The organism is Rhodoblastus acidophilus, from assembly GCF_025961575.1.
Taxonomy (GTDB): domain Bacteria; phylum Pseudomonadota; class Alphaproteobacteria; order Rhizobiales; family Beijerinckiaceae; genus Rhodoblastus; species Rhodoblastus acidophilus_C.
Genome location: NZ_JAOQNX010000040.1, coordinates 15,374 through 41,472 on the forward strand (window position 1 = coordinate 15,374; position 26,099 = coordinate 41,472).

The 26,099-nt window shown below is 65.4% G+C and carries 22 protein-coding genes and 1 tRNA gene; 18 read left to right on the forward strand and 5 right to left on the reverse strand.

Going from position 1 to position 26,099, the window contains the following annotated elements; all coding sequences use genetic code 11:
* Positions 1 to 9: 9 nt before the first annotated feature.
* Positions 10 to 1,062, reverse strand: coding sequence for a permease (locus tag M2320_RS20960; RefSeq protein ID WP_264598953.1), 1,053 nt, complete (start codon positions 1,060 to 1,062; stop codon positions 10 to 12).
* Entirely contained in the window at positions 1,059 to 1,355 is a 297-nt protein-coding gene (locus M2320_RS20965) for an ArsR/SmtB family transcription factor (RefSeq protein ID WP_264598954.1), read from the reverse strand. Before M2320_RS20965 ends, M2320_RS20960 begins: the two co-directional genes overlap by 4 nt.
* Before the next feature lie 26 nt (positions 1,356 to 1,381).
* On the opposite strand from M2320_RS20965, the gene M2320_RS20970 reads away from it, so the two are divergent.
* Positions 1,382 to 1,618 (forward strand): hypothetical protein, encoded by a 237-nt coding sequence (locus tag M2320_RS20970; RefSeq protein WP_264598955.1) that lies wholly within the window; start codon positions 1,382 to 1,384, stop codon positions 1,616 to 1,618.
* 323 nt (positions 1,619 to 1,941) lie between these two features.
* Here the strand turns inward: M2320_RS20970 and M2320_RS20975 are convergent, their stop codons facing one another.
* Positions 1,942 to 2,127 (reverse strand): hypothetical protein, encoded by a 186-nt coding sequence (locus M2320_RS20975; RefSeq protein WP_184429725.1) that lies wholly within the window; start codon positions 2,125 to 2,127, stop codon positions 1,942 to 1,944.
* A gap of 135 nt (positions 2,128 to 2,262) precedes the next feature.
* Between M2320_RS20975 and msrB the strand changes: the two genes are divergently transcribed.
* From msrB to M2320_RS21000, 5 genes are all read left to right on the forward strand, one after another.
* Entirely contained in the window at positions 2,263 to 2,664 is a 402-nt protein-coding gene (gene msrB / locus M2320_RS20980) for a peptide-methionine (R)-S-oxide reductase MsrB (protein WP_184429726.1), read from the forward strand.
* Positions 2,665 to 2,758: 94 nt separating this feature from the next.
* A complete protein-coding gene (gene panD / locus M2320_RS20985; RefSeq protein ID WP_264598956.1) occupies positions 2,759 to 3,208 on the forward strand; it encodes an aspartate 1-decarboxylase in 450 nt (149 codons plus the stop codon).
* A 157-nt stretch (positions 3,209 to 3,365) separates the two neighbouring features.
* The gene (gene serA, locus M2320_RS20990) at positions 3,366 to 4,610 is read left to right on the forward strand and encodes a phosphoglycerate dehydrogenase (RefSeq protein ID WP_184429728.1); all 1,245 of its coding nucleotides are present in this window, start codon (positions 3,366 to 3,368) and stop codon (positions 4,608 to 4,610) included.
* Between the two features lie 139 nt (positions 4,611 to 4,749).
* Positions 4,750 to 4,824: transfer RNA gene (locus M2320_RS20995), tRNA-Gln, on the forward strand.
* A 457-nt stretch (positions 4,825 to 5,281) separates the two neighbouring features.
* Positions 5,282 to 9,814 carry a 2-oxoacid:acceptor oxidoreductase family protein gene (locus M2320_RS21000; protein WP_264598957.1) on the forward strand — a complete coding sequence of 1,511 codons (4,533 nt, stop codon included), beginning with the start codon at positions 5,282 to 5,284 and terminating at the stop codon, positions 9,812 to 9,814.
* Positions 9,815 to 10,117: 303 nt separating this feature from the next.
* Here M2320_RS21000 and M2320_RS21005 read toward each other — a convergent pair whose 3' ends face one another.
* Together M2320_RS21005 and M2320_RS21010 are read right to left on the reverse strand one after the other, a co-directional pair.
* The gene (locus M2320_RS21005; protein ID WP_264598958.1) at positions 10,118 to 12,409 is read right to left on the reverse strand and encodes an NADP-dependent malic enzyme; all 2,292 of its coding nucleotides are present in this window, start codon (positions 12,407 to 12,409) and stop codon (positions 10,118 to 10,120) included.
* A gap of 135 nt (positions 12,410 to 12,544) precedes the next feature.
* Positions 12,545 to 12,967, reverse strand: coding sequence for a hypothetical protein (locus M2320_RS21010; protein WP_264598959.1), 423 nt, complete (start codon positions 12,965 to 12,967; stop codon positions 12,545 to 12,547).
* A 192-nt stretch (positions 12,968 to 13,159) separates the two neighbouring features.
* Here M2320_RS21010 and M2320_RS21015 point away from each other — a divergent pair, with 192 nt between their 5' ends.
* From M2320_RS21015 to M2320_RS21065, 12 genes are all read left to right on the forward strand, one after another.
* Positions 13,160 to 14,497 carry an MFS transporter gene (locus M2320_RS21015; protein WP_264598960.1) on the forward strand — a complete coding sequence of 446 codons (1,338 nt, stop codon included), beginning with the start codon at positions 13,160 to 13,162 and terminating at the stop codon, positions 14,495 to 14,497.
* Between the two features lie 66 nt (positions 14,498 to 14,563).
* Positions 14,564 to 15,427 (forward strand): fumarylacetoacetate hydrolase family protein, encoded by an 864-nt coding sequence (locus M2320_RS21020; RefSeq protein WP_264598961.1) that lies wholly within the window; start codon positions 14,564 to 14,566, stop codon positions 15,425 to 15,427.
* The gene (locus M2320_RS21025) at positions 15,420 to 17,006 is read left to right on the forward strand and encodes an IclR family transcriptional regulator domain-containing protein (protein WP_264598962.1); all 1,587 of its coding nucleotides are present in this window, start codon (positions 15,420 to 15,422) and stop codon (positions 17,004 to 17,006) included. Before M2320_RS21020 ends, M2320_RS21025 begins: the two co-directional genes overlap by 8 nt.
* Positions 17,007 to 17,375: 369 nt before the next feature.
* A complete protein-coding gene (locus tag M2320_RS21030) occupies positions 17,376 to 19,142 on the forward strand; it encodes a pyruvate formate lyase family protein (RefSeq protein ID WP_319801456.1) in 1,767 nt (588 codons plus the stop codon).
* A gap of 15 nt (positions 19,143 to 19,157) precedes the next feature.
* The gene (locus tag M2320_RS23275) at positions 19,158 to 19,631 is read left to right on the forward strand and encodes a glycine radical domain-containing protein (protein WP_319801457.1); all 474 of its coding nucleotides are present in this window, start codon (positions 19,158 to 19,160) and stop codon (positions 19,629 to 19,631) included.
* 56 nt (positions 19,632 to 19,687) lie between these two features.
* The gene (pflA, locus tag M2320_RS21035) at positions 19,688 to 20,491 is read left to right on the forward strand and encodes a pyruvate formate-lyase-activating protein (RefSeq protein WP_264598963.1); all 804 of its coding nucleotides are present in this window, start codon (positions 19,688 to 19,690) and stop codon (positions 20,489 to 20,491) included.
* Positions 20,492 to 20,516: 25 nt separating this feature from the next.
* Positions 20,517 to 21,761: an acetate/propionate family kinase gene (locus M2320_RS21040; RefSeq protein WP_264598964.1), complete on the forward strand. Its 1,245-nt coding sequence runs from the start codon at positions 20,517 to 20,519 to the stop codon at positions 21,759 to 21,761.
* Positions 21,762 to 21,773: 12 nt separating this feature from the next.
* Entirely contained in the window at positions 21,774 to 23,903 is a 2,130-nt protein-coding gene (pta, locus tag M2320_RS21045; RefSeq protein WP_264598965.1) for a phosphate acetyltransferase, read from the forward strand.
* A 9-nt stretch (positions 23,904 to 23,912) separates the two neighbouring features.
* Entirely contained in the window at positions 23,913 to 24,071 is a 159-nt protein-coding gene (locus M2320_RS21050) for a hypothetical protein (protein WP_264598966.1), read from the forward strand.
* 1 nt (position 24,072) lies between these two features.
* The gene (locus tag M2320_RS21055) at positions 24,073 to 24,864 is read left to right on the forward strand and encodes a threonine/serine exporter family protein (protein ID WP_264598967.1); all 792 of its coding nucleotides are present in this window, start codon (positions 24,073 to 24,075) and stop codon (positions 24,862 to 24,864) included.
* The gene (locus tag M2320_RS21060) at positions 24,861 to 25,367 is read left to right on the forward strand and encodes a threonine/serine exporter family protein (RefSeq protein ID WP_264598968.1); all 507 of its coding nucleotides are present in this window, start codon (positions 24,861 to 24,863) and stop codon (positions 25,365 to 25,367) included. The genes M2320_RS21055 and M2320_RS21060 overlap by 4 nt, the downstream gene beginning before the upstream one ends.
* Positions 25,339 to 25,866: a hypothetical protein gene (locus tag M2320_RS21065; protein WP_264598969.1), complete on the forward strand. Its 528-nt coding sequence runs from the start codon at positions 25,339 to 25,341 to the stop codon at positions 25,864 to 25,866. The genes M2320_RS21060 and M2320_RS21065 overlap by 29 nt, the downstream gene beginning before the upstream one ends.
* The last annotated feature ends 233 nt before the right edge of the window (positions 25,867 to 26,099 follow it).

The following is a 26,099-nucleotide window of genomic DNA, read 5'->3' on the forward strand; positions in this document are numbered from 1 at the left end:
TGACCTTTCTCAGGAGAACAGCGCGTTGAACAGATAGCCGACCGCCAAGATGCCCGCGGCGACCACGCCGGCGAAGACCGCGACGAGGCGCACCGTCATTACTTTTCGCAGGATGACCATTTCGGGAAGCGACAAGGCGATGACGCTCATCATGAAGGCGAGCGTCGTGCCGAGCGCCGCGCCCTTGCTCAGCAGCGCCTCGACCACTGGAATGATGCCGGCGGCGTTGGAATAGATGGGAACGCCGAGCAGCACGACGGCGGGCACGGACCACCATGCGCCCCTGCCCATGATCGAAGCCAACAGGTCGGTGGGCACATAGCCGTGGATGACGGCGCCGACGCCTATGCCTATGATGATCCAGAGCCAGACTTTGCCGACGATGTCGCGCACAGCCTCAAGACCCGCCCCGATGCGGTCAGCTACGGTCGAGTGGTCCGGCATGATGACGGCTTCGCCCGCGCGCACGTTGCGGACCCATTCCTCCAGCCAGCCCTCAAGGTGGAGGCGTCCAATGACCCAGCCGCAGACGATCGCGATGGTCATGCCGAACACCAGATAAACCAGCGCCACTTTCCAACCGACCAGCGCGAACAACAGGCCGAGCGCGACCTCGTTCACCATCGGCGCCGAGATGAGGAAGGAGAAGGTCACGCCGAGCGGCACGCCGGCCGACACGAAGCCCACAAACAGCGGCACGGCGGAGCAGGAGCAGAAGGGCGTGAACACGCCGAGCGTCGCCGCCGCAATATTGCCGACGCCCTCGCGCCGGCCGGCGAGCAGGGCGCGGGTGCGCTCGGGCGAGAAGAAGCTGCGCACGATCCCCATTGCGAACACGACCAGCGCCAGCAGCATCAGCACTTTTGGCGTGTCGTAGACGAAGAAGCGCGCGGCCTCCGCCATCCTGCTATCCGGCTGAACGGGCAGCCAGCCAACGACCCGCGCGGAGAAATCCTCCAGGCGCCAATAGACGGCGAACCACAGCGCAACCGCGGCGAGCGTGGCGGCGACAGAGATGAAGGCTTGCGAATTTGCGGATAAGTTTGGAGTTTTGGCGCTCATGCCGCATCCGCCTCGGCTTGCGGCGTCGCCGCCATGATCGCATCGACGATGGCGACGACTTCGGGCGCCAATTTCGGATGGCGCCGGTAGCGCACCCATTGGGCGTCGCGCCGGTCGATCACCAGTCCGGCGACTTTAAGCGCCGCCATATGCCGCGACATGCGCGACTGGCTGGCGTCGATCTTCTTCATGAGTTCGCAGACGCAATGTTCTTCGCCATCCCAGAGGAGGCGGATCGCCGCGAGGCGGGTGGGCTCGGCCAAAGCTGACAGGATCGAGACGATATCTTGCATGATGCAAATTATGCCAGAATGCGCTTATGCGCTTTGCGGCATATCAATCCCGATGGCTTCGCCGGCTCATCGTCGGTGAGGCGCATTCGAGCAAGGTCTGGAATTCGCCAATTTTGGAAGCGCCGGAGTTGGATTTGGTGGTATTTTTTTGGCCTTGTCTTGAAGGCTGGCGAGAGCCGATTTTTCTGAAATTTCGCGTTCTGGTTGAATTCCAATTGCGCAAAACCGCGCAGAATCGTCGCGTTTGTGCAAAAAAAGCGTGATTTTTGACGAAAACACGCGCGTTTTCGTGTCTGCAGCTTGTGGGTTGTGGGCGGCGGCCTGGAGGATGGGATGGGGGCCGCGCTTGCCCTGTGGGGGGTGGGCGGGAATATTGCTTAAAAACAGAGGCTTGTGCGGCGCGCGATTTCGGGCGATGTTTCACGTGAAAACAAAACGTGAACATAATTTTGACGCAGTGCCGATTTTGCCGGATTTCGCGGTTTTCACTTTTCGGAAAAAACCCGCAACGACCTGGCGGATTGTCTCTCGCGGGCCGGCGTGGATGGCCGGGACAAGCCCGGCCATGACGGTTCTGGGGCGGCCGTCAGGTCACCGCCATTTGCGGAACCACCGTGATCTTCCAGCTCTGGCCGTCGTCCGATTCCTCGATCGACTGGACAAAACCCTTCACCACGACGTCGCCGAAATATTCGTAGATCGCCTCCTGCTCTTCCTGGGCTTCCTTGCAGCGCGTGACCTGCCGCCCGTCCGAAGTCTCATAAGTCGCCATGGCCCTCACTCCGAATGAAGATGCGCGCAATTTAAAACAGAGCGCGTGTCGTCACAATGGCGGGATGCGGCCGTCACACGTCGCTTGCGCGGCGGCCAAGCCAAACCCATCTAATCCCCAGTAAGGAGGCCGCGTATGACCGATGATTTCAGGGTGACCCGAACCGACGCCGAATGGCGGGCGATGCTCACGCCCGAGCAATATGACGTGCTGCGCGGCCATGGCACGGAACGGCCGAGCTCCTGCGCGCTGAACCATGAGGAGCGCGCCGGGACCTTCCATTGCGTCGGCTGCGGCCAGCCGCTGTTCCGGTCCCTGGAAAAATTCGAGAGCGGCACGGGTTGGCCGAGCTTTTTCGACCCGATCGAGGGCGCGGTCGACACCAGCCGCGACGCCTCCTGGGGCATGATCCGCACCGAGGTCCATTGCAGCGCATGCGGCGGCCATCTCGGCCATGTGTTCGAGGACGGCCCGCCGCCCACCAACCTGCGCTATTGCATCAATGGCGTGGCGCTGGACTTCAAGCCAAAGGCGTGATCCGAATCGCGAGGCTGGCGATTCCCGTGAAAAAAAGCTATTGGAGCGTCCAAAGCTCGGGGGCGGCTGGCCTCCAGACATTCAGGACAAGTCAATGCGCAAGGTTGTCGGCGCCAAACTTCACGGAATCCACGTGACGGACGCCAATATCGACTATCACGGCTCGATCACCCTCGACCCCGATCATTGCGAAGAGGCGGGGATTCTGCCGCTGGAGTTCGTCGAGATCTGGAACAAGAACTCCGGCGCGCGAATCTCGACCTATGTGATCCTGGGGGAGCGCGGCTCGCGCTGCTGCATCCTCAACGGCGCGGCGGCGCGCACCTGCCAGCCCGGCGACGCGCTGATCATCTGCTCGTCGATCTATGTGGACGCCGAGGAAATCCCCAGCCTCAATCCAAAAGTGCTGGCCTTCGACCGCGACAACCACGTCATCGACCGGCTGTCCTATAAGGTCGACTTCGACGACAAGGGGCGCTACCGCTTCGCCATCCACGACGAAACCGGCGCGAAACAACCCATTCCCCTTAAATCCAAAGTCTGATAGGACGCAAACCAAAGACCGGCTTGGCCCGTCGCGCGGAAGCACTCGCTTTCGCGCTTTTCCTTTTTGCGGCGCAGTGTCTGGGTCTTGCGCATGATCTTGTCCGAAAACCGGGACCACTTTTCGGGACCATGCGCTGACGCATCAGGAGAATGAAGTGAACGCACGTCTTTCGCTGTCCAAGGACAAGATCAAGGTGCTGCTGCTGGAAGGCATCCACCAGAGCGCGGTCGATTTGTTCCACAACGCCGGCTACACCAATGTGACGCGCCTGACCAAGGCGCTCGACGGCGATGCGCTGCGCGAGGCGCTGCATGGCGTGCATATCGTCGGCATCCGTTCGCGCACCAAGCTCACCGAGCAGGTTTTTGAAGACGCCGACCGTCTGATGGCCGTCGGCTGCTTCTCCGTCGGCACCAATCAGGTCAAGCTGCCCGCGGCTTCCGCGCGCGGCATTCCGGTGTTCAACGCGCCGTTTTCCAACACGCGGTCTGTCGCCGAACTGACCATCGGCGAAATCGCCATGCTGCTGCGCCGCATCCCGTCGCGCTCGCACGATTGCCACAATGGCGGCTGGGACAAGAGCGCCGTCAACTCTTTTGAGGTGCGCGGCAAGACGCTCGGCATCGTCGGCTACGGCAATATCGGCAGCCAGCTGTCCTATCTGGCCGAGGCCATGGGCATGCGGGTGATTTTCTTCGACATCACCGACAGATTGCGCCACGGCAACACCGAGCCGACCAGCACGCTTGAGGAGCTGCTGGCCCAGTCCGACGTCGTCAGCCTGCATGTGCCGGAAACGCCGCAGACCAAGAACATGATGGGCGCCGAGCAATTCGCGCAGATGAAGAAGGGCGCTTATTTCATCAACAATGCGCGCGGCACCTGCGTCGATATCGACGCGCTGGCGGAGGCGCTGAAGAGCGGCCATCTGCTCGGCGCGGCCGTTGACGTGTTCCCCAAGGAGCCCGCGGCCAATGGCGAGAAATTCGTGTCGCCGCTGCAGGGGCTGGAAAACGTCATCATCACCCCGCATATCGGCGGCTCCACCGAAGAGGCGCAGGAGCGGATCGGCGCGGAAGTCGCCCGAAAGCTTGTCGATTATTCCGACATCGGCTCGACCGTGGGCGCGGTGAACTTCCCGCAGGTGCAGCTGCCGCCGCGTCCGAACGGCACGCGCTTCATGCATGTCCACCGCAACGTGCCGGGCGTGCTGCGCAAGCTCAACGACGCTTTTTCCAGCCGCGGCCTGAACATCGCCTCGGAATTCCTGCAGACCGACGGCGACGTCGGCTATGTGGTGATCGAGGCCGACGGCGGTCTGGAACTGGCGGAGCAGGTGCTGGAGGACATCCGCGGCATCGAGGGCACGCTGCGCGCGCGCATCATCTACGAGCGCTGAGAGGGGCTTGGGGGAGGCGCGCCTCCCCCCGCCTTGTTCTGGTGTTGATTATCAGAACAAAAAGTTGCGCGGCGCGCTTGCGGGCGAGCGCAACGCCAATTATGGTCCGCGGCGACTCGGGGCTTTGCCCCACGGTCATTGGGGCGTCGCCAAGTGGTAAGGCAGCGGATTTTGATTCCGCCATCCGTAGGTTCGAATCCTGCCGCCCCAGCCATTTCTTTTATACCGGCAAATGCAAGGCGTTGTGGGTTCTCGACGAGACGTAACCAGACGCTTCACGCCCTCGGGCGTCAGCACGCCATTGGAGTCGGCGAACTGGGGCGCCGGCAATGGCGGCGGGCTCGCAGCTGCAGCCTGATTGCGGCCATATGGTGAGAACTTAATCCATCTCTCTGATTATTAACTGCTATTGGGTGTAAATCCGCTCGGTTTTCGCCTCCAACCCCGCAGGTTTTGCCTGACCGTTGCGCATTTTCCGGTCGGTTTTTCTGCTGCTTAAAAATGCGGCTGGACGACAAGGGCTCCTCCTTTAGTTTGAGCATCAAGCCGCGACGCAAAGGTTGCGGCGCTCCTGAACTGAGTGACGACTGAAGCATCCTCGGCGCGTAAGGCGTTGACGGTGAAAGGTAAAACTTTGCCCATCGTCGTCGCGCCACACGAGGATGCGTTCCATGACCCGTTTTCCCGGCCTGCCCACAGTCATCAACGGCAATGGCGCCGTCGCTCACGTCATGAGCCACGTCTGCGGCGGCGTGATCGGCTATCCCATCACGCCCTCGACTGAAATCGCGGAAAATTTCGAAAATTTCCGCGCCAATGGCGGCGTCAACGTCTGGGGCCAGCATCCATTCTTCTATGAGCCGGAGGGCGAGCATTCCGCACAGAGCGGCGCCATGGGCGCGGCGCTCACCGGCGGCAAATATGTCTCCAACGCCTCGTCAAGCCAGGGCGTGCTCTATGCGCTGGAGTCGCATTATGTGACTGTGGGAAAAAAGGTCGGCGGCTTCGTGCTGCATGTCGCTGCGCGCGTGGTGTCGCGCCATTCGCTCAACGTCATGGCGGGACATGACGATGTCTATGCGCTGCTGCTCGCCGGCTACACCATCCTCTTCGCCGCAAATCCGCAGGAAGCCGCCGATTTCGCCGCGCTATCCTACAGGATCGCCGCGAATGCGCTGATTCCCGTCGCCAACGCCATGGATGGTTTCGCCACCTCGCACATGATGAGCGAAGCGCTCCTGCCCGAACCGGAGCTTTTGCGAACCTTCATCGGCGATCCCGCCGCGCGCATTCCCGCGCCGACCGTCGCGCAGGAAATGCTGTTCGGGGCCAAGGGCCGCGTCTGGCAGATCGGTCAATGGTTCGAGCGCCACGCCGGCGCCTTCGACACCGACAAGCTCGAAGCCGCGCGGAAACAGCTCGCCGCCAAGGCCGACGCCATAGAAACCGACACAGGCGGCGTCCTGCTCGACGATTTCGCCGGGCTATTGCCGCAGAAACTTGCCGCGCCCTTCCGCCGGCTCTGGCTGAACGCGTGGGAGAAAGGCACCCGCCAGCGCGTTCCCGCCCTTGTGGACGTCAACAATCCCGGCCTGACCGGCGGCGTGCAAAACCAGCCGGATTTCCAGAGCGGCTGCGCCGACCATCGCGCCCATTTCGCCGCCGACGTTCCCCGTTTCATCGACGAAGCTTTTGTCGAATACGCCGCTTTGACCGGACGCGTCTATCGCCCGGTCATGGGTTTTGAAGCCGAGGACGCCGAGACCGTCCTGATTGGCCTGGGCTCGGTGACCGAGGACGCCGAAGCCGTCGCGGCGCATCTGCGCAAGCAGGGCCGCAAGGTCGGCGTGCTCGCGGTCAAACAGTTGCAGCCGTTCCCGGAGGCCGAAATTGTGGAGGCGCTCAAGGGCAAGCGCGCCGCCACCATTCTGGAGCGCTCCGAAAACATCGAACTCACCAGCCGGGTGATGCAGGCCCTGTGCAAGGCGCCGCGCGCCGCGCAGCCGCGCCTGACCACTGCGATCTTCGGCCTTGGCGGCCACGACCTCCAGCCGCGCCATCTCGTCGCCGCCTATGACAATATGGACCGCGCCGAGCCCTCCGATTTCGTTTATCTCGGCTCGCAATTCATGGACGACGACGCCTCGCCGGCGCAGCAGAAGCTTGGCGCCGCCTATCCCGACAGTCTGCGCATGGGCCTGCCAGCCGGCGAAAATCCGCAGCTGCTTCCCGAGGGAGCGCTGCGCATCCGATTCCACTCCATCGGCGGCTACGGAACCATCGCCACTGGAAAGCTGGCGACCGACATCCTCGCCGGCGCGCTGAACCTGCATTCGAAATCGGCGCCGAAATACGGTTCGGAAAAGAGTGGCGCGCCGACCAATTTCTACATCACCCTCAGCCCCGAGCCGGTGAAGCTCACCAACGCCGAACTGGAGGACGTCGAGGTCGTGGTCTCGCCTGACCACATGGTGTTCGCCCATGCCGATCCCCTGCGCGGTCTGCGCGAGGGCGGCGCGTTCTTCCTGCAATCGCACCATTCGACCGAAGACGCCTGGCGCGCGCTTCCCGCTTCGGCGCGCGCTGAAATTCGGGCGAAAAACATCCGTTTCTTCGTGCTTGACGCCTTTGCGGTGGCCAAGCGTCATGCGCCCTCTCCAGAACTGGCGACGCGCATGATGGGCGTCGCCTTCATTGGCGCGCTGTGCGGCCGCATGGAGCGCATGGCGGCGGGCGCCGACGCCTCCGCGGTGCTGGAGCGCATCCGCAAGCAGATCGCCAAGAAATTCGGCTCCAAGGGCGAGGCTGTCGTCGCGGGCAATATGGCGGTGATTTCGGAAGGGCTGGAGGCGTGCTTCGCCGTGCCTTACCAGAAGTTCGGGGATAAAGCCGGAACGCCCGCCGCGCCCCATGCCGACCTTTCCGAGAGATTGGGCGGCGCGGCGGCCAAGGTCGCCTCGCCGAGCGGCTTGTTCAGCGCCGAATATTTCAACGAAATCTTCGCCAAACCCATGCGCGACGGGCGGATCGGCGAAAGCGCGATCCTGCCGGGAACCGGCCTGTTCATGCCTCCGGCCTCCGCCGCCGCCAAGGACAAGGGCCTGTTTCGCCGCGAGGCGCCGGAATTCCTGGCCGACAAATGCACGGGATGTCTGGAGTGCACGCTTGTGTGCCCCGACGCCGCCATGCCCTGCACCGTGCATGAGATCGACGATCTCCTGTTCACGGCGGCGCGCCGCGCCGGCTTCGCTTCGAAAGGCGCGCTGGCGGACGCGCTTGTCGACGCCGCGGGCCGCATCCGCGACCGCCTCGCCGAAACGCCGCGCGCTGCGCTGCACGCCTTGTTCGCCGAGCAGGGTGAAATGCTGGCGCTCTATGACGGCGCCCTGTCGGGGGCCTTGCAGAGTGTGGCGAAACAGCTGGCGAGTTTCCCCGTGGCGAAGACCGGCTTCTTTTTCGACCAATATGAAAAGAAGGCGAAGGGCGAGGGCGGCCTGTTCTCGGTCGGCGTCGACCCCGCCAAATGTTCTGGCTGTCTCGAATGCGTGGCGGTCTGCGGCGCCAAGGCGCTGCGCGCGCAGGAGCAGGACGAGGCCGGGCTGGCGGCGTTGCGCGCGCGCTTCGCCTTCCTCGCCGACACCGCCAACACGCCCGCGCGCTTCAGCGAAAATCAGAGCATCGGCAACGCCAAGCGCCTGATGCTGGACCGCGACAATTACTACGCCACATCGGGCGGCCATGGCGCCTGTCGCGGCTGCGGCGAGGTCACGGCCATCCGGCAGATCGCCTCCGCCGCCCATGCGCTGCATCGCAAGAGCGCCACCGCCGAAATCGCCGAGATCGAAGAGCTGAGCGACAAACTGGGAGTTTTGCTCGAAACTCTGCCTGCCGATGGCAATGGCGGTTCGGCGCGGCGCGCCCGCATCGAGGCGACGCTCACAACGCTTCAAAAGCGGCTGTTCGAACTCGAATGCGGCCCCACCGGCGCCGGACAGTCCGGCCTCGCCGTCGCCAACGCCACGGGCTGCTCCTCGGTCTATTGCTCGACCTTCCCGTACAATGCCTATCGCGACCCCTGGGTGAACAGCCTGTTTCAGGACACGCCCGCGCTTGCAAAGGGTCTTTTCGAGGGCATGGCGGCCGACATCGTCACAGTGGTGAAGGCGCGCCGTGTTGCGGAGCTGGAGCTTGCCGGCGCCTATGATGAAAACACGCAGGGACGGGCGCTCAAAACCCTGAACTGGGAGAATTTCACCGAGGCCGAACGCGCGCGCATTCCGACCATATTTTCGATGGGCGGCGACGGCGCCAATTACGACATCGGCTTCGGCGCGCTGTCGAAACTTTTGACCACCAAGGCGCCGGTCAAAGTGGTGATCCTCAACACCGGCGGCTATTCCAATACTGGCGGTCAGGCGTCGTCGTCGAGCTATCTCGGGCAGGACGCCGATCTCGCGCGCATTGGCGCCGCTCATGATGGCAAGCAGGATGATCGCAAGGAGCTGAGCCTGATCGCGGCGATGCATCCCAAAGTGATGGTGGTGCAGACCAGTCCGTCGATCCCCGGCCATTTTCTGCGCAATGTCCTGACGGCGTTGGCCTATCAAGGCGGCCCGGTGGTGCTGGACATTTACACGCCATGCCAGGGCGAGAACGGCGTCGGCGACGATCTCTCGCACCGGCACGGCCGTCTCGCCGTGTCGAGCCGCATGGCTCCCGTGTTCACCCACGATCCCGAAGCGGGCGAGACGCTGAGCGCGCGTTTGTCGCTCACTGGCAATCCCGGGGTCGAGAGCGATTGGGACACCAGTGTTCTCTCCTGGACCGACGACAAGGGAGAACGCCATGAGATGGAGGTTCCGTTCACGCCGGCGGATTTCGCTTTGCGCGAAGGGCGGTTCAAGCGGCACTTCGGACGTCCCTTGTCGGATGACGTCGAAGCCGCCGTTCCGGTCGCCGCCTTTATCGATCTGCCTGCGGAGGAAAGAGAAGGCGTCACGCCCTTCGTCTGGACGATCCGCGCGGGACGGCTTGCGCGCTTGAGCGTCTCGCCGGCGCTGGTGCGTTTGGTCGAGGAGCGGCGGCGCAACTGGCGCCAGCTCAAGGAGCTGGCCGGATATCCATTGCTCACCAAAGAGCAGGACGCGACGCCAGACACTGCGGCGGTCGCGCCGAAGGAGATGCACGCCTCGGCGCTGCACTGATCTGACGAAATCCTGAAACGGAAAGGCCGCGCTTGGAGCGCGGCCTTTTCATGTTCCGGCCAAGCCGCGCGGCGACCGCCCTTCGTTCGCTTGTCCCGGTCCAAAGCGTCCGTCCGCGCTCCCGCATGAAGCGGTCTTGGGGATCGGTGCTTTCAGATGCGCGAGAGCCTTTGGAGTGAAGCGAATGCCGGTTCGCTCGAAGGCGATAAGTTAAAACAACAAGAGCGCGTTCGGGGAACAGGAGTTCACCGAACGCGAAGGTCCTATCGGAAACCGTATGCCGTGCGCCAACCGGCGACGGTATTAGGCCTTTGCCTGGGCGAATTGCGCCTCGGCTGCGGCCACGGCGGTCATGTTGACCACGCCGCGTGCGGTGGTCGACGGCGTCAGAATGTGAATCGGCTTGGCCGCGCCGAGAAGGATCGGCCCGACCGGCAGCGCGTCGGCCATCATTCGCGTCATGGAGGCGGCGATATTGGCGGCCGGCAGGCTGGGCATGACGAGCACATTGGCCTCGCCTTTGAGGCGCGAGCCCGGCAGAGCCAGATCGCGCAACGGCTGCGACAGCGCGCTGTCCGCCTCCATCTCGCCATCGACCTCCAGATCCGGGTCCGCCGCGCGGATGATGTCGAGCGCCTGCCGCATTTTGAGCGCGGAAGGCCCGTCATCCGAGCCGAAGTTCGAATGCGACACCAGCGCGATCTTCGGGACCAGGCCGAACCGGCGCACATGCGCGGCGCTCAGCAAGGCGGTTTCTGCGACCTCCTCGGCGGTCGGCACCAGCCGCACATGGGTGTCGGTGATGAAGAAGGATCCCTTATTGGTGATCATCAGGCTCAAGGCGGCGAATTTGGCGACGCCGGGCGCCGGACCAATGATGGCGTTCACATAGTCCAGCGCCGAGGCGAAGCGCCGGTCGAGGCCGCAGAGCGCCGCATCGGCTTCGCCGCGCCGCAGCGCCAGCGCCGCGATCGCCGTGGTGTTGGTGCGCGCCAGCGTGCGCGCGATTTCGGGATTGACGCCCGACCGGCCCGCCGCCTCCATCAGGGTGGCGACGTAGTCGTCGTAGCGGGGATTGTCGGAGGGGTCGGTGAGTTCAAAATCGCGATCGATCTCGATGGTCAACCCGAACTGCCGCAGGCGCTTTTCGATCACCGCGCGCCGTCCGATCAGAATGGGGCGGGCGATGCGCTCCTCGACCACGGACTGGATGGCGCGCAACACCCGCTCATCCTCGCCGTCGCCGTAGATCACGCGCTTCGGATTGGCCCTGGCCGCGAGCATCAGCGGCTTCATGACGAAGCCTGAGCGGAACACGGTGCGCGCCAATTGCTCGCGATAGGCTTCGCAATCGAGGATCGGCTTGCGCGCGACACCGCTGTCCATCGCCGCCTTCGCCACGGCGGGAGCGATGCGCAGGATCAGGCGCGGGTCGAAGGGCGAGGGAATCAGCGAATTGCGGCCATAGGAGGGGGCGACGCCGCCATAGGCGCGCGCCACGACCTCCGAAGGCGCTTCGCGGGCCAGCGCCGCGATGGCCTCGACCGCGGCGAGTTTCATCGGCTCGTTGATCGCCGTGGCCTCGACGTCGAGCGCGCCGCGGAAAATATAGGGGAAGCACAGGACGTTGTTGACCTGGTTCGGATAATCCGACCGGCCCGTGCACAGGATGGCGTCTGGCCGAACCGCCAGCGCCTCGTCGGGCGTGATTTCGGGATTCGGGTTGGCCAGCGCCAGAATCAGCGGCGACGGCGCCATGGCCGCGACCATTTCGGGCTTGAGCACGCCGCCCGCGGACAGGCCGAGGAAGACGTCGGCGCCGATGATGACCTCGCTCAGCGTGCGCGCGGACGTGTCCTGCGCAAACGTCGCCTTCAAAGGGTCCATCGACTCGTTGCGGCCCTTGTGGACCACGCCCGCGAGATCCGTGACAAAAATGTTTTCGCGTTTGGCGCCGAGCGAAACCAGCAATTGCAGGCAGGCCAGCGCCGCCGCGCCGGCGCCGGATGTGACGATCTTCGCCTGCGCAATCGTCTTGCCCGCGAGTTCGAGGCCGTTGCGCACGGCGGCGCCGACGATGATGGCGGTGCCATGCTGGTCATCGTGGAACACGGGAATCGACATGCGCTCGCGCAGCTTGCGCTCGATCTCGAAGCACTCTGGCGCCTTGATGTCTTCCAGATTGACGCCGCCAAAGGTGGGCTCCAGCGCGGCGATGATGTCGACCAGCTTGTCGACGTTCTTTTCTGCGACTTCGATGTCGAACACATCGATGCCGGCGAACTTTTTAAACAGAACCGCCTTGCCTTCCATCACCGGCTTGGCGGCCAAGGGACCGATGTCGCCGAGTCCGAGCACGGCGGTGCCGTTGGTGACCACCGCGACCAGATTTTGCCGCACGGTATAGGCGCTCGCGAGCGCCGGGGTCTCGGCGATCGCCATGCAGGGCACGGCGACGCCGGGCGAATAGGCGAGCGCAAGGTCGCGCTGGTTGCCGAGCGGCTTTGTCGGGCGAATCTCCAGTTTTCCTGGGCGGACATGCGAGTGATAGACCAGAGCGCCTGTCTGGATGTCGGGGGAAATGCGTTCGTTCATGGCTTATGTCTCCTGCGGAATCTGGACCGTCCGGCTCGGAGCACCGTGGGGGCGTGGGCTTCGCGCATCGCCGCGTCATCCTGCGGGCGGAGATTTTTCGGAATACGAAAAGTTTTTCGCATTCTTCTGCGGCGATTAGACCGAATTCGTTTTGCCGTCAAGCAGGCGACCAAGCGCCGCGTTGGGCCGCAGCGGGGCGTCGCGAAAAAACAACGTTCGCTCAGCGGAATTGCACGGCTCCCGGCCGCCGCGGGAGGGACGTTCGCCCCCGTAAAGTATTGAAATGCAGAAACATCCTGTGCCGCCAGCGTCGCTGCGGCCTTCGCTTGCCGTGCGACAAGTGGTCGCTTTTGGCAATGGGGTCTTGACGAAATCCGGCAGCGGAAACATAAGGCCAGCGTCGATGCGAAATAAGTTTCGCAATACGAAAAACGGGAACGAAACAATGCCGGGACAATTCAGAACGCGACTGCGACGACGACGCTGAGCCAAGACGATCCTCACGAAATCGAGCGCCGATTGACGCCCGCCGCTCAGAACGCAGTCGCCCTTTTCCAAGCCCAATTCCCGAGAACCCTTAACCCATAAGCCCAAGGGGAGGGGTGTGCGCGGGCGACGGCCTTTCACGCGACGCAAGCGTCGCGCGCTGATCTCGACTCCAAGGAGAGTGAAATGAGCTTGTCACTTGCAGAATACCCCGCAGCCGCGGAGGCTGCGCCAACTGCGCCAATCTCCGTCTTGGACGGACGCATGCTGATCGCGCGGCTCGAGCGGTTGCCGATCACCCGACCCGTGTTCTGGGCGCGTGGCGTCGTGGGCATGGCTACGTTTTTCGACGGCTACACAACCCTGGCGATCGCCTACGCCATGCCGGTTCTCGCGAAGACCTGGGGTTTGACCCCGACATCCACGGCGGCGATCATCTCGGCTGGCTATGTTGGCCAATTGTTTGGCGCGGTGTTCTTCGGTTGGTTGGCTGAGCGGATCGGTCGCCTGCCCGTGTTGATCGCCACCATCGCGATTTTCGCGGCGATGAGCTGCGCCTGCATCTTCGCCTGGGACGCGCAGTCCCTGATCATCTTCCGCTTTCTGCAAGGCATCGGGACGGGCGGCGAAGTGCCGGTGGCCAGCGCCTATGTCAGCGAATTGAGCGGAGCCAAGAAGCGCGGGCGCTTCTTCCTTCTCTATGAGTTGCTTTTCCTCGTCGGCCTCGTCTTCGCTGGAATGATCGGCTACGCGCTGGTTCCGACGGTCGGCTGGAAGGCGATGTTCGTCGTCGGCGTCGTTCCGGTCGCACTGATCGCGCCCCTGACCTTCTTCCTGTTCGAGAGCCCGCGCTGGCTGATCGGGCGCGGCCGCCTGGCGGCGGCCGACAAGGTGATCTCGCGCTTCGAAAACAGCGCGCGCCGCGCCGGCGCGAGCCTTGAGGAGCCGCGTCCCGCTGAAATCACCGTCAAGGTCGACGCGCCCGCTGGCGCCTGGCGCGAGATTTTCGGCTCGTTCTACGGTCCGCGCACCTATCTGCTGTGGGTGTTGTGGTTCGGCGCTTATCTCGTCAACAACGGCCTGGTCACCTGGTTGCCGACGCTCTATCGCACCAAATTCGACATGCCTGTCGACCAGGAGATCGCCTACGGCTTCATCATGACCGGCTGCGCCGCCGTGGCTTCGCTCGTCTGCGCGCTGACCATCGACCGGGTGGGACGCAAGCGCTGGTACGCCGCCGCGCTGCTGGTGGCCGCCATTCCGCTCGCCGCCCTGGCTGTCTTGGGGGCGACTTCGGCGAAAATGGTGTTTGTCCTCGCGACCCTGTCCTATTCCGCAATCCAGACCGTCACCTTCTCGCTCTACCTCTATTCCGGTGAGCTTTATCCGACCCGCCTGCGCTCGGTCGGCGCGGGACTTGGAAGCGCCTGGCTTCGCCTCGGCTCCTTCGCCGGTCCCTGGGTGATCGGGTTCGCGGTGGCGAGCGGCGGCATCGCTCCGGTCTTCGCCGTCTTTTCCGGCATAGCCGTGGCCACCGGACTGGTCTGCGTGCGCTGGGCGCCCGAAACGACCGGCCGCGTGCTCGAAGAACTGTCTCCCTGACAAAGCCTGGGCGCGAGGCCTGACCTCGCGCCCTGACCTTTCCAACCGCCGTGAACGGAGGATGCAATGAAATTCGTGAGCTTCCTGCGCCCGGATGGGACCGCGAGCCATGGTCTGGTCGAATCCGGCCGCATCCGCGATCTCGGCGCCGTCGATCCCGAGAGCCCGGACCTGCGCGCGCTTCTCGCGCATGGCGATGTCGGGCGCCTGGCCAAGTTGAGCGAAGCGGCGCCGGCTTTCGATCTCGCCGCCGTCGCCCTGTTGCCGGTTATCCCCAATCCCGGCAAGATCGTCTGCGTCGCGCTCAACTATCGCGGCCCCGGCGCGCCGCCGCCGCCCGAATATCCGGCGCTTTTTCTGCGCGCGGCTTCGTCGCAGACGGCCCATCTCGCGCCGCTGGTGAAACCACGCCTCTCCGACAAACTGGATTTCGAAGGCGAACTCGTGGTCGTCATCGGGCGCGGCGGTCGCCATATTTCCGAACAGCAAGCGCTCGGCCATGTCGCCGGCTATTCCTGCTACAATGACGCCTCCGTCCGTGACTGGCAGCGCCATTCGCACCAGTGGACGCCCGGAAAGAATTTCGATGCGACCGGCGCCTTTGGCCCCTGGCTGGTCACGCCGAATGAAATGCCTCCCTTCCAGCACGCTTTTTTGCGCACGCGCCTGAACGGCGTCGAGATGCAGAAGGCGCCTCTGTCGTCGATGATCTTCAGCGTCGCCTGGCTGATTTCTTACGTCTCGCGCTTCGCCACGCTCGAACCCGGCGACGTCATCGTCACCGGCACGCCGGAGGGCGTCGGCGACAAGCGTCAGCCGCCCGTCTATCTCCGCGACGGCGATGTGGTGGAGGTCGAAATCGACGGAATCGGCCGGTTGGAGAACCGCGTCGCAGCCGAACATGAGACGGAGGATTCCGGCCGTGCGTGAGGAGGGCAAGTCCGGCGTCCAGGGCGCCAACCTGATCGCCAAGGCCTGCGACATTCTCGATCTCGTCGGCGAGGCGGCGGGGAGCGTCGCCATCCACGATCTCGTGGAACGCACGGGTCTGCCGAAATCGACCGTCTATCGCATCGTCGCGGCGCTCGGCGCGCGCGGCCTGCTGCGCAACAACCAGCGCGGGCAAACCATCGCGCTCGGCTTCCATTTTCTCGATCTCGCTCACAACGTCTGGACGATCCCCGACCTCGTCGGCGTCGCGTCGCTCGAACTGCGGCGCCTGCGCGACATGACCGGCGAGACCGCCTATCTCGCGGCGCTGTCCGGCAGTTCCGCGGTGACGCTCGCGCGCTATGTCGGGGCGCATGAGAACAGTTCGATGTCGGCGCTCGGCAGCGTCAAGCCGCTGCATTGCACCAGCCAGGGCAAGGCGATTGTCGCGCATTTGCCGGCGCGCGAGGCGGATCATCTCGTCGCCGGGTTGCATTTCGACATCCTGACTCCGCGCACCCTCAGGACGCGCGATCTGTTCAAGACGGAGCTGGAGCAGGTGCGCGCGCGCGGATTCGCCATCGACGATCAGGAAATCTTTCCGGGCGTGCGCTGCGTCGGCGCGCCCGTGTTCGACCGCGAGGGGGCGTGCGTCGGAGCCATCAGCGTGACCGGACCGGCCTATCGCATGACGCTCGAACGCATTGACCAACTCGGCCCCGAACTCGTCGACGCCGCGGCGCGGATTCGCGCCAATCTCGCGCCCGCCCCAGCCAAGGCCGAGGCCGGCCCGGATATTCGCGCGCTGGGTCAACCGTCGTTCCACGGCGCCATGCCGTTCTGGTCGCGGGGCGAAGGCCGCCTGTATTGGGCGGATCGCCTGGCGCCCGCCGTCTACACGCTGCGCAATGGCGAGGAGACGCAATTGCTGGCGCGGACGCCCGAGCCGATCGAGGCGCTGCTTCCGGCGCCCGAAGGCGGCGTCGATGTGCTCTGCGACGGCGGCTGGCGGCGGTTGCTGGCCTGTGGGACCCAGATCGAGCTCGTCGCGCCTCCGCCCATAGGACTCGTCGCCGCCTGCATGGACAGGGCGGGCGAGCGATGGGCGGCGATCCGGGATCAGGGCCGCACGCAGGTCGGCCGTCTCGACGCCGGCGGCTTCCACGGCGAATGGACCGTCAACGCCGAGATCACCGCGCTTGCGGGCGGCCGGGATGGACTGGTCTATGGCGCGGATGGCGCGCGCGGCGTCGTTTACGAATTCCGCCAGCAAAGGGCGGCGCCGCATGTCCTCGCCCGATTGCCGCGCGGCGCCGGCGAGCCCCGCGCCCTGGCCGTCGATCCCGATGGCGGGATCTGGGTCGGCCTGTGGGAAGGCTGGAGCGTCGCCAGGCTCGATGAGAGCGGCGAGATCGAACGCATTCTCGCGCTGCCGGCGCCGCGTCCCTCCGGCCTCGCCTTCGGCGGAGACAAAGGCGAACGACTCTTCGTGACGACGGCGCGCCTGGGACTCGCCCACGACATTCTCGCCAATGCGCCGGCCTCGGGCCGCCTTCACGTGTTCGACGCCTGGCGCTAGCTCTCGTTGGCGCCCCAGGGAAGGCAAATCCTACGATATGGGATCATAAGGCAGTAACCAGGGACTAAAGTCTAATAAAGCGTATGGCGATCATTGACGATGCGAGGTGTCTGTAAGATGATCGAAATCACAAAACGAGGACAATAGGCAGGAATAAAAGCGTAAGACGATCATGTTGCTGAAAAGCATTTTGCTTATTCAGTAAAAAAGAAGTCTTCGCTCCACCTGCTCGAGACGTTCGATCTTCCGGATCGAGCGAACGGTCCCGGCTGGCCGGAGACGCTCCGGCGGCCAGGTCCTTGGGGCGGCCGCCAATGCCCGCGCGGCCGTCCCGGGACCTTCGCGCTTCGGTCTTGAAGGAGAGCAGCTATGACAATCAACCCCAAGATTTCCCTCGACGATCCCTGGGCGGGCTTCGCCGGGGATGACTGGCGCGCCTGCGTCGACGTGCGCGGGTTCATCCAGGCCAATTACCAGCCCTACCTCAAGAACGGAGCTTTCCTCGTCGGTCCGACCGCGCGCACCAAGGCGGTTTGGGACCAGTTGTCCGTCCTGCTGAAGCTGGAGCGCGAGAAGGGCGTGCTGGATGTGTCCGCCGACCGCGCCTCCTCCATCCTCGCGCATGGTCCCGGCTACATCGACCGCGACAAGGAGGTGATCGTCGGCCTCCAGACCGACGCGCCGCTGAAGCGCGCCATCATGCCCAATGGCGGATTGCGCATGGTCGAAAACGGCCTCGCCGCCTTTGGTTATTCGCTCGACCCTTCCGTGAAGGAAATCTGGACCAAATACCGCAAGAGCCACAACCAGGGCATTTTCGACACCTACACGCCCGAAGTCCTCGCCGCCCGCAAGGCGGGCATCGTCACAGGCCTGCCCGACGCCTATGGCCGCGGCCGCATCATCGGCGATTACAGGCGCGTCGCCCTCTATGGCGTGGACTTCCTGCGCAAGGAGCGCCAAAAGGTCTTTCACGAGCTCGACGGCGTCGATTTCACCGATGATGTGATGCGGCTGCGCGAAGAACTGTCCGAACAGTTTCGCGCCCTCGATGAACTCCGGGAGATGGCGGCGGGCTACGGCTTCGACATCTCGCGTCCCGCCGCCACCGCGCGCGAGGCCGTGCAATGGACCTATTTCGGTTATCTCGCCGCGGTGAAGGAGCAGAACGGCGCGGCCATGTCGCTGGGCCGCATCTCCACCTTCCTCGACATTTATTTCCAGCGCGACCTTGCCGCTGGCCTGATCGACGAGGAGCAGGCGCAGGAGATCGTGGACGATCTCGTGATCAAGCTGCGCATCATCCGCTTCCTCCGCACGCCGGAATACGACAGTCTGTTCTCCGGCGATCCCACCTGGGTCACGGAATCGATTGGCGGCATGGGTGAGGACGGCCGCACGCTGGTGACCAAGACCAGCTTCCGGTTCCTGAACACCCTGCACAATCTCGGTCCGGCGCCGGAGCCCAATCTGACCGTGCTCTGGTCCACCGAACTTCCTGAAGGTTTCAAGGATTTCTGCGCGCAAGTCTCGATCGAGACCTCGGCGATCCAATATGAGAACGACGACGTGATGCGCCCGCACTGGGGCGACGATTACGGCATCGCCTGCTGCGTCTCCGCCATGCGCATCGGCAAGCAGATGCAGTTCTTCGGCGCGCGCGCCAACCTTGCGAAGGCGCTGCTCTACGCCATCAACGGCGGCGTGGACGAGAAGACGGGCGCAAAGGTCGCGCCCGGCTTCGAGCCGATCACCTCGGATGTCCTCGCCTGGGACGAGGTGATGGCGAAACTCGACCCGATGATGGACTGGCTCGCCAAGACCTATGTCACGGCGTTGAACTGCATCCATTACATGCACGACAAATACGCCTATGAGCGCATCGAGATGGCGCTGCACGACCGCGACATTCTCAGAACCATGGCCTGCGGCATCGCTGGTCTTTCGGTGGCGGCCGACAGCCTGTCGGCGATCAAGCACGCCAAGGTGAGCGTGCTGCGCAACGAGGCGGGCCTCGCCGTCGACTACAGGATCGAGGGCGACTTTCCGGCCTATGGCAACAACGACGACCGCGCCGACGACCTCGCGGTGTGGTTGGCGGAAACCTTCATGAAGAAGGTCGCGGCGCAGCCCTAATTCTACCGCAACGCCATGCCGACCCAGTCGGTGCTGACCATCACCTCCAATGTGGTCTACGGCAAGAAGACCGGCGCCACGCCGGACGGACGGCTGGCCGGCAAGCCGTTCGCGCCGGGCGCCAATCCGATGAACGGCCGCGACCGCAAGGGCTTTGTCGCGGCGGGCGCTTCGGTGGCGAAGATTCCTTACGCCTGCGCGCTCGACGGGATTTCCTGGACGGCTTCGGCCACGCCCGACGCGCTGGGCCGTCTGCCGACCGAGCGCCAGAAAAACCTCGCCAATTGCCTCGACGCCTTCGCCGAGGCCGGCGGCCACCACGTCAATGTCAATGTGTTCCACCGCGAGACCCTGCTGATGGCGATGGAGCATCCGGAAAACTATCCGCAGCTGACGGTGCGCGTCTCCGGCTATGCCGTGAACTTCGTCAAGCTCACCCGCGAGCAGCAGCTCGATGTGATCTCCCGCACCTTCCACGCTTCGCTGTGAGCGATGCGGCCGCCGCCGCTTGGCGGCGGCCGCAGCCTGACGCTTGAGGGCGCAACATGTCACACATCGCACTCCGCACGCGGGCGGCGCCGGATTCGGCGCTGATCGCGAACTGGCCCGACCATGCCGATCCGGTCGGCTACCTTCACTCCGTCGAAACCGGCGCCGCCGCCGACGGGCCGGGCATGCGCTTCATCTATTTCGTGGCCGGCTGTCCGCTGCGCTGCCTCTACTGCCACAACCCGGACACGTGGAAATTCGCCTCTGGCCGCGTCGTGACCCTCGATGACGCCATCGAGGAAATCCGCCCCTACGCGCATTTCCTGCGCAAGGCCGGCGGCGTCACCATTTCCGGCGGAGAACCGCTGACCCAGCGCAATTTCGTCGGTCGTCTGCTGCTGCGGTTGCGCGACGAGCTGGGTCTGCATACGGCTTTGGATACGCAAGGTTTCCTGGGCCACAAGGTGTCCGACGCCTGGCTCGACGCGGTCGATCTTGTGTTGCTCGACGTCAAGCACGCGGACCCCGGCGCGTACCGACTGATCACGAGCCGCGCGTTGCAGCCGACGCTCGACTTCGGCGACCGGCTCACGCGTCTGCGCAAGCCGATGTGGATCCGCTACGTGCTGGTCCCCGGCCTGACCGATGCGCCCGCCGACCTCGAAAAACTGGCGGACACGCTGCTGCCATGGGGCGAGGCGATCCAGCGCGTCGAGGTCCTCCCTTACCACCGCATGGGCGCGCCGAAATGGCTTGAGCTGGGTCGGTCCTATCCGCTCGGCGAAACACGGCCGCCGACCGCCGAAAACCTCGCCGCCGCCATCGACCTGCTGCGCCGCCGCGGCCTTCCCGCCTTCTGATTTCCTCTCCCCGACAGGGCTCGTCATGTCCTCCTACAAATCCCCCCTTCTCGTCCTCGTCGTCAATTGCGGCTCGTCCTCCGTCAAATATTCGCTGCTGCCGGTCGGCGGCGGCGCCCCGATCGCCTCGGGCGCCGCCGAATGTCTCGGGCTTCCCGAAGCGCGCCTTTCCATCAAGCTCAACGGCGTCAAGATCGTCGAGGATTTGAAGGGCGGCGCGCACGAGGCCGCGCTGTCGGCGATCTTCGCGCACCTCCAGACTGAAGGCTTCCTGCGCTATATCGCGGCGGTCGGGCATCGCGTCGTCCAGGGCGGCGAGCGCTTCAGCGAATCGGTGGTGGTGACGCCGGAGGTGCTGGCCGACCTCGAAAAACTGACGCCGCTGGCGCCGCTGCTCCATCCCGCCAACATGCTGGGCATTCGCCTTTGCATGAAGTCCTTCCCGATGGCGCCGCAAGTCGTCGTGTTCGACACGGCCTTCCACCAGACGCTGCCGCCGGCCGCCTACACCTATGCCATCCCGCGCGCGCTCCAGCGTGAGCACGGCCTGCGCCGCTACGGTTTCCATGGCACGTCGCATCGCTACGTTTCCGGCAAGGCCGCGCGCATGCTCGGCCTCGACCCCGACAACCATGGTCTCGTCATTGCGCATCTCGGCAATGGCAGTTCGGCCACCGCCGTGCTCAACGGGCGCAGCATCGACACCACCATGGGCCTGACGCCGCTCGAAGGCCTCGTCATGGGCACCCGCAGCGGCGACATCGATTTCGGCGCCGCCGCCTATATCGCCCGCGTCGCCGGTCTCGACATGGCGGGCGTGGACGACATGCTCAACAAGAAAAGCGGCCTGCTCGGCATTTCCGAACTCTCCAGCGATTGCCGCACGCTCGAAAACGCGGCGGACGAAGGCCACGAGGGCGCGCTGCTGGCGCTGGATGTCTTCGTGCACCGTCTCGCGCGCTGCATCGGCGGCCTCGCCACCTCGCTGCCGCGCTTCGACGCGCTGGTGTTCACCGGCGGGATTGGCGAAAATTCCGGGCGCATCCGCGCCGCGACCCTGCGCCGCCTCGAGGTCTTTGGCTTCACCCTCGATGACGAAGCCAATCGCGAAATGGTCGGCGGGCGCGGCGGACGCATCGACGCGGATTTCGGCCCGGCGGCGCTGGTCGTTCCCACCGACGAGGAATCCGTGATCGCGCGCGACGCCGCCGCCCTAGCGCATCTGTCCGATCTGGACGTTTTCGCCGCCCAGCGCCGCGCCGCCGTCTAAGGAGCTTTCGCCATGAACGCCGCCTCGCGCCACCGCGCCTTTTACCTCGTTCCCCTGTCGCGGCAGGCGGGACTGACCAGCATGGCGCTCGGGCTTGCCCGCGCGCTTCGCCTCGCCGGACTGCGCGTCGGCTTCTCCAAGCCCATCGCCCAGCCCGAGCCGGGCGCCGAACAGGACCTGTCCGCGCATTTCGCCCGCGCCCTTTGCGGCGCCAAGACGCCAGACGCGATCGCGTTCGAGCGCGCCGCGACGCTGTTGCGCGCCGGCGAGCTTTCCGTGCTCATGGAGGACGTCGTCGCGCAGGTGGAGACGCAGCGCGCGGACTGCGACGTGATGATCGTCGAGGGGCTCATCCCCGACGCCGACATCCAGATCGCGACCCGGCTGAACATCGAGATCATCCGCACGCTCGGCGCCGACATCATTCCGGCGCTCTCGGGCCATGACATGCGGCGCGAGGACATCGTCGCCAAGGTCGCCACCGCCGTCGAGCAATATGGCGACGACGGCAAGCGCGCCATTGCCGGCGTCCTGGTCAACCATTGCGACGACGCGCTCGCGGCGGCGCTGGTGATCGGCGGTCCCTTGCGCTTCGCCGCCGACGCCGCTCCGGCGCCCATTCTCGCGGCCGCGCCCTTCGACGCCGAACTCGCGGCGCCGCGCGTGATCGACGTGGCCGACAGCCTCGGCCTCGAAATCGTTCATCGCGGCGAGATCGAGACGCGGCGCGCGCAAACCCTGCTGGTCGCAGCGCGCCCCGCCGAAAAGCTGTTGAGCCATCTGACGCCGGGCGCGCTTGTGGTGACGCCCGCCGACCGGTCCGACGCGCTGCTGGCGTCGGCGCTGGCCGCCCAGCGCGGCATGCCGCTCGCCGGTTTCGTGCTGACCTGCGGCACGCGTCCGGCGCCGGAAATCAGGGCGATCCTGGACGCGCCGCCGCTCGACCGGCTGCCGATCCTGGCGACCTCCGAAGACACCTATTCCACGGCGTCGCGCCTGTCGAACCTGTCGCGGCACATCGGCCGCGACGATACCGAGCGCATGGAGCGCGTCGTGTCCTTCATCGCCGAAAGAATCGACACGCGCGCGCTGGCGCAGCGCATCGGCGCGCCATCCGACGATCTGATGCCGCCGCCCGTTTTCCGCCATCGCGTCGTCGAAGCGGCGCGGGCCGCCGCGCTGCGCATCGTGCTTCCCGAGGGCGACGAGCCGCGCACCCTGAAGGCGGCGGCGATCTGCGCCGAAAAGGGCGTCGCGCGCTGCGTGCTGCTGGGCGCGCCGGAAAAAATCCGCGCGGTGGCGGCGGCGCATGGCGTCGATCTGCCGGCGAATGTCGAAATCCTCGATCCCGAGGCGATCAGGCCGCGCTTTGTCGCGCCCATGGTCGAATTGCGCAAGAGCAAGGGACTGACGGCGCTCCAGGCCGAAATGAGCCTTGAGGACACCGTGGTGCTCGGCACGATGATGCTGGCGCAAGGCGATGTCGACGGACTCGTCTCCGGCGCCGTCCACACCACCGCCAACACGGTTCGTCCGGCGCTGCAACTGATCAAGACCGCGCCCGGATCGAAGATCGTGTCGAGCGTCTTCTTCATGCTGATGCCCGATCAGGTTTTCGTCTATGGCGACTGCGCCATCAATCCCGATCCGAGCGCGCAGGAATTGGCGGAGATCGCCATCCAGTCGGCGGATTCGGCGGCCGCCTTCGGCATCGAGCCGCGCGTCGCCATGATCTCCTACTCGACCGGCGCCTCCGGCACCGGCGAGGACGTCGAAAAGGTGCGGCGCGCGACGGAGCTGGTGCGGGAGCGCCGCCCCGATCTCGTCATCGACGGCCCCATCCAGTATGACGCGGCCTCGGTCGAAAGCGTCGGCCGCCAGAAGGCCCCCGACAGCCCGCTGGGCGGCCACGCCAATGTCTTCATCTTTCCCGACCTCAACACCGGCAACACCACCTACAAGGCGGTGCAGCGTTCGGCGAATGTGGTTTCGGTCGGGCCGATGCTGCAGGGCCTGCGCAAGCCGGTCAACGACCTCTCGCGCGGCGCGCTGGTGGACGACATCGTCTACACCATCGCCCTCACGGCGATCCAGGCGCAGGCGGGCAAGCGGGAAACGCGCCTCGCGGCCGCGGCGGAATAGGAGGGCGCCATGACAGTTCATGCGCCCGAAACCATTGCATCGCGCGGGGACGCGCTGTCGCCGAAAGCGATCGCGCATGTCGCGCACGCGATCTCGGCGGCGCGCTGCCGGTTCGCCGATCTGCGCGGAAGGCGGTTGGGCGGCGACATCGCGAAGACGCGAGCGTAAAATGGACCAGATGTGCCGCATCGGCCTCAGCCGCCTGGAGCTGATCGAGATCGCCGACGTCGCCCTGAAGATCGGGCGCGTCCTGATGGAATGCGGCGCCAGCGTCCGGGTGATCCAGGAGGGCGCCACGCTGACGGCGCGCGGCCTCGGCGTCGATGAGGCGGGCATGCGCGTCGGCTATGCCTCGCTCGCCATTACGGTTCGCTCCGGCGACAATGTGGTGACGCAAATGACGCCGGTCGGACGGCACGGCGTCAATCACCGCCTGGACATGGCCACGCGCCGGCTGGCGCGCATGGCCGGCGACGTTTTTGCGGATGCGGGCGCGCTGGGCGCGGAGCTCGACCGCATCGTTCAGGAGACGCCGCGCCATGCCCCATGGTTCGTCGCCGTCGGCGTCGGCGTCGCCTGCGCGTCGTTCTCGCGCCTGCTCGGCGCCGATTGGGCCGCTTTTCCCGCCGTGTTCGTCGCGGCGGCTACGGCGCAGTCGCTGCGCCACAGGTGGCTGCGCCAGGGCGGCAATCCGTTCGTCGTCGCCGCGCTCGCAGGGTTTCTCGCCGCCTTCACAGCGACCATGGCCGCGCGCATTGCAGGCTCGGCGCGGGTCGATATCGCCATGATGGCGGCGACCTTGCTGCTGGTGCCGGGCGTGCCCGCGACCAATGCGCAGACGGACATCATGGACGGGTTCCCGACCGTGGGCAGCGCGCGCGCGGTCAGCGTCGCCATGGTGATGATGTTTTCGGCGACGGGAATCTGGTGCGCGGAAAATCTGGCGAGGAGCCTGTCGTGACCTGGGCGCCGCACCTTCTCCACCAGGCCTTCTTTGGCGGCCTCGCGGCGGCGGGGTTCGGCATCCTCTTCAACTTCGGTCTGCGCGCGCTGCCCTGGCCGGCGGCGGCCGGCGCGCTGGCGCTCGGCGTCCGCGCCGCGCTGCTGTCGGCGGGATGGAGCCTGGAATCGGCGTCCTTCGTCGCGGCGCTGTCTTGCGCCGCCGCGCTGTTCCCGTTCCGGCGCCGGCTCGGCCCCGCCGCCGGCGCCATCGCGCTCGCAGGCTGCATTCCGATGATCCCGGGCGCGTTCTTCGGCGACGCGCTGCTTGGCTTTCTCGCCGTCAGTTCGCCGGTGGCGCAACATGCCGACGCGACGCTGGTCAAGTCGCTGCAATCGCTGCTGCGCGTGTTTTTCACCCTGGCCGCCATCGGCGCCGGCCTCGCCATTCCCTCCCAGATTTTCGGCCGCAGTCGTCTCACTCAGGAGAACGCCCATGTCCCACAGCACCTACATCGCCTTTGACAGCGCCTCGCCCGCACGGACGCGTGCGAAAGGCTCCGGCGAGGTTCGCCGGCGCGTCATGGCCGAACCGCCGCCCATTCAGTCCTCCGCCCGCGATTTCCGCGATCTCGTCGACGCCCGTCGCCGTGAACAGGCGATGCTTCGCCAGCGCGCGGCCGCGCAAGCGCAACGCCAGCGCGAGGAACAGGCGAGCGCCTTGCTGAACGCCTCGGTTTCCGAGGACGAATGGCGCCTCGTTCTCGACGGCGCGCGGCGCGCCGCGCAGCAGGGGCGCGAGGAATTCGCGTTGCTGCGCTTTCCCGCCTCGCTGTGCGAGGACGGCGGCCGCGCGGTGAACTGCCCGGATCCCGACTGGCCGTCGACGCTGAGGGGCAAGGCGGCGGATTTCTGCCGTCTGTGGCGCGCCGACCTCAAGCCGCTCGGCTTCCGCCTCAGCGCGCGCGTCGTGAGTTTTCCGGACGGCCTGCTCGGCGACATCGAACTCGCGCTGGGGTGGTAGCGACTTCCGGCGGCGACGCGCCGGAGCCGGCAGCAAATTCCAAGGGATCGAAAGCGGTGGCGTTCACCCGAGCGCCGCCGCGGCAGGCGTTGCGGCGGCGGCGATGATGGTCCGCCGCCATTTTTTTTCAACACGGCCATTGACGGACTTATTTGGGAGGAGTACCCAAAAATCACGTCCGAATAATTTTTCGTATTCCGAAAAATGCCCGCCAGCAAGGCCGACCCGGACGG

Bases quoted from the DNA above. Each gene is read 5' to 3' on its own strand.
- M2320_RS20960 (WP_264598953.1), bottom strand. From the start codon at position 1,062: ATGAGCGCCAAAACTCCAAACTTATCCGCAAATTCGCAAGCCTTCATC.
- M2320_RS20965 (WP_264598954.1), bottom strand. From the start codon at position 1,355: ATGCAAGATATCGTCTCGATCCTGTCAGCTTTGGCCGAGCCCACCCGC.
- M2320_RS20970 (WP_264598955.1), top strand. From the start codon at position 1,382: ATGCGCTTTGCGGCATATCAATCCCGATGGCTTCGCCGGCTCATCGTC.
- M2320_RS20975 (WP_184429725.1), bottom strand. From the start codon at position 2,127: ATGGCGACTTATGAGACTTCGGACGGGCGGCAGGTCACGCGCTGCAAG.
- msrB (WP_184429726.1), top strand. From the start codon at position 2,263: ATGACCGATGATTTCAGGGTGACCCGAACCGACGCCGAATGGCGGGCG.
- panD (WP_264598956.1), top strand. From the start codon at position 2,759: ATGCGCAAGGTTGTCGGCGCCAAACTTCACGGAATCCACGTGACGGAC.
- M2320_RS21000 (WP_264598957.1), top strand. From the start codon at position 5,282: ATGACCCGTTTTCCCGGCCTGCCCACAGTCATCAACGGCAATGGCGCC.
- M2320_RS21005 (WP_264598958.1), bottom strand. From the start codon at position 12,409: ATGAACGAACGCATTTCCCCCGACATCCAGACAGGCGCTCTGGTCTAT.
- M2320_RS21015 (WP_264598960.1), top strand. From the start codon at position 13,160: ATGCTGATCGCGCGGCTCGAGCGGTTGCCGATCACCCGACCCGTGTTC.
- M2320_RS21020 (WP_264598961.1), top strand. From the start codon at position 14,564: ATGAAATTCGTGAGCTTCCTGCGCCCGGATGGGACCGCGAGCCATGGT.
- M2320_RS21030 (WP_319801456.1), top strand. From the start codon at position 17,376: ATGACAATCAACCCCAAGATTTCCCTCGACGATCCCTGGGCGGGCTTC.
- M2320_RS23275 (WP_319801457.1), top strand. From the start codon at position 19,158: ATGCCGACCCAGTCGGTGCTGACCATCACCTCCAATGTGGTCTACGGC.
- pflA (WP_264598963.1), top strand. From the start codon at position 19,688: ATGTCACACATCGCACTCCGCACGCGGGCGGCGCCGGATTCGGCGCTG.
- M2320_RS21040 (WP_264598964.1), top strand. From the start codon at position 20,517: ATGTCCTCCTACAAATCCCCCCTTCTCGTCCTCGTCGTCAATTGCGGC.
- pta (WP_264598965.1), top strand. From the start codon at position 21,774: ATGAACGCCGCCTCGCGCCACCGCGCCTTTTACCTCGTTCCCCTGTCG.
- M2320_RS21050 (WP_264598966.1), top strand. From the start codon at position 23,913: ATGACAGTTCATGCGCCCGAAACCATTGCATCGCGCGGGGACGCGCTG.
- M2320_RS21055 (WP_264598967.1), top strand. From the start codon at position 24,073: ATGGACCAGATGTGCCGCATCGGCCTCAGCCGCCTGGAGCTGATCGAG.
- M2320_RS21065 (WP_264598969.1), top strand. From the start codon at position 25,339: ATGTCCCACAGCACCTACATCGCCTTTGACAGCGCCTCGCCCGCACGG.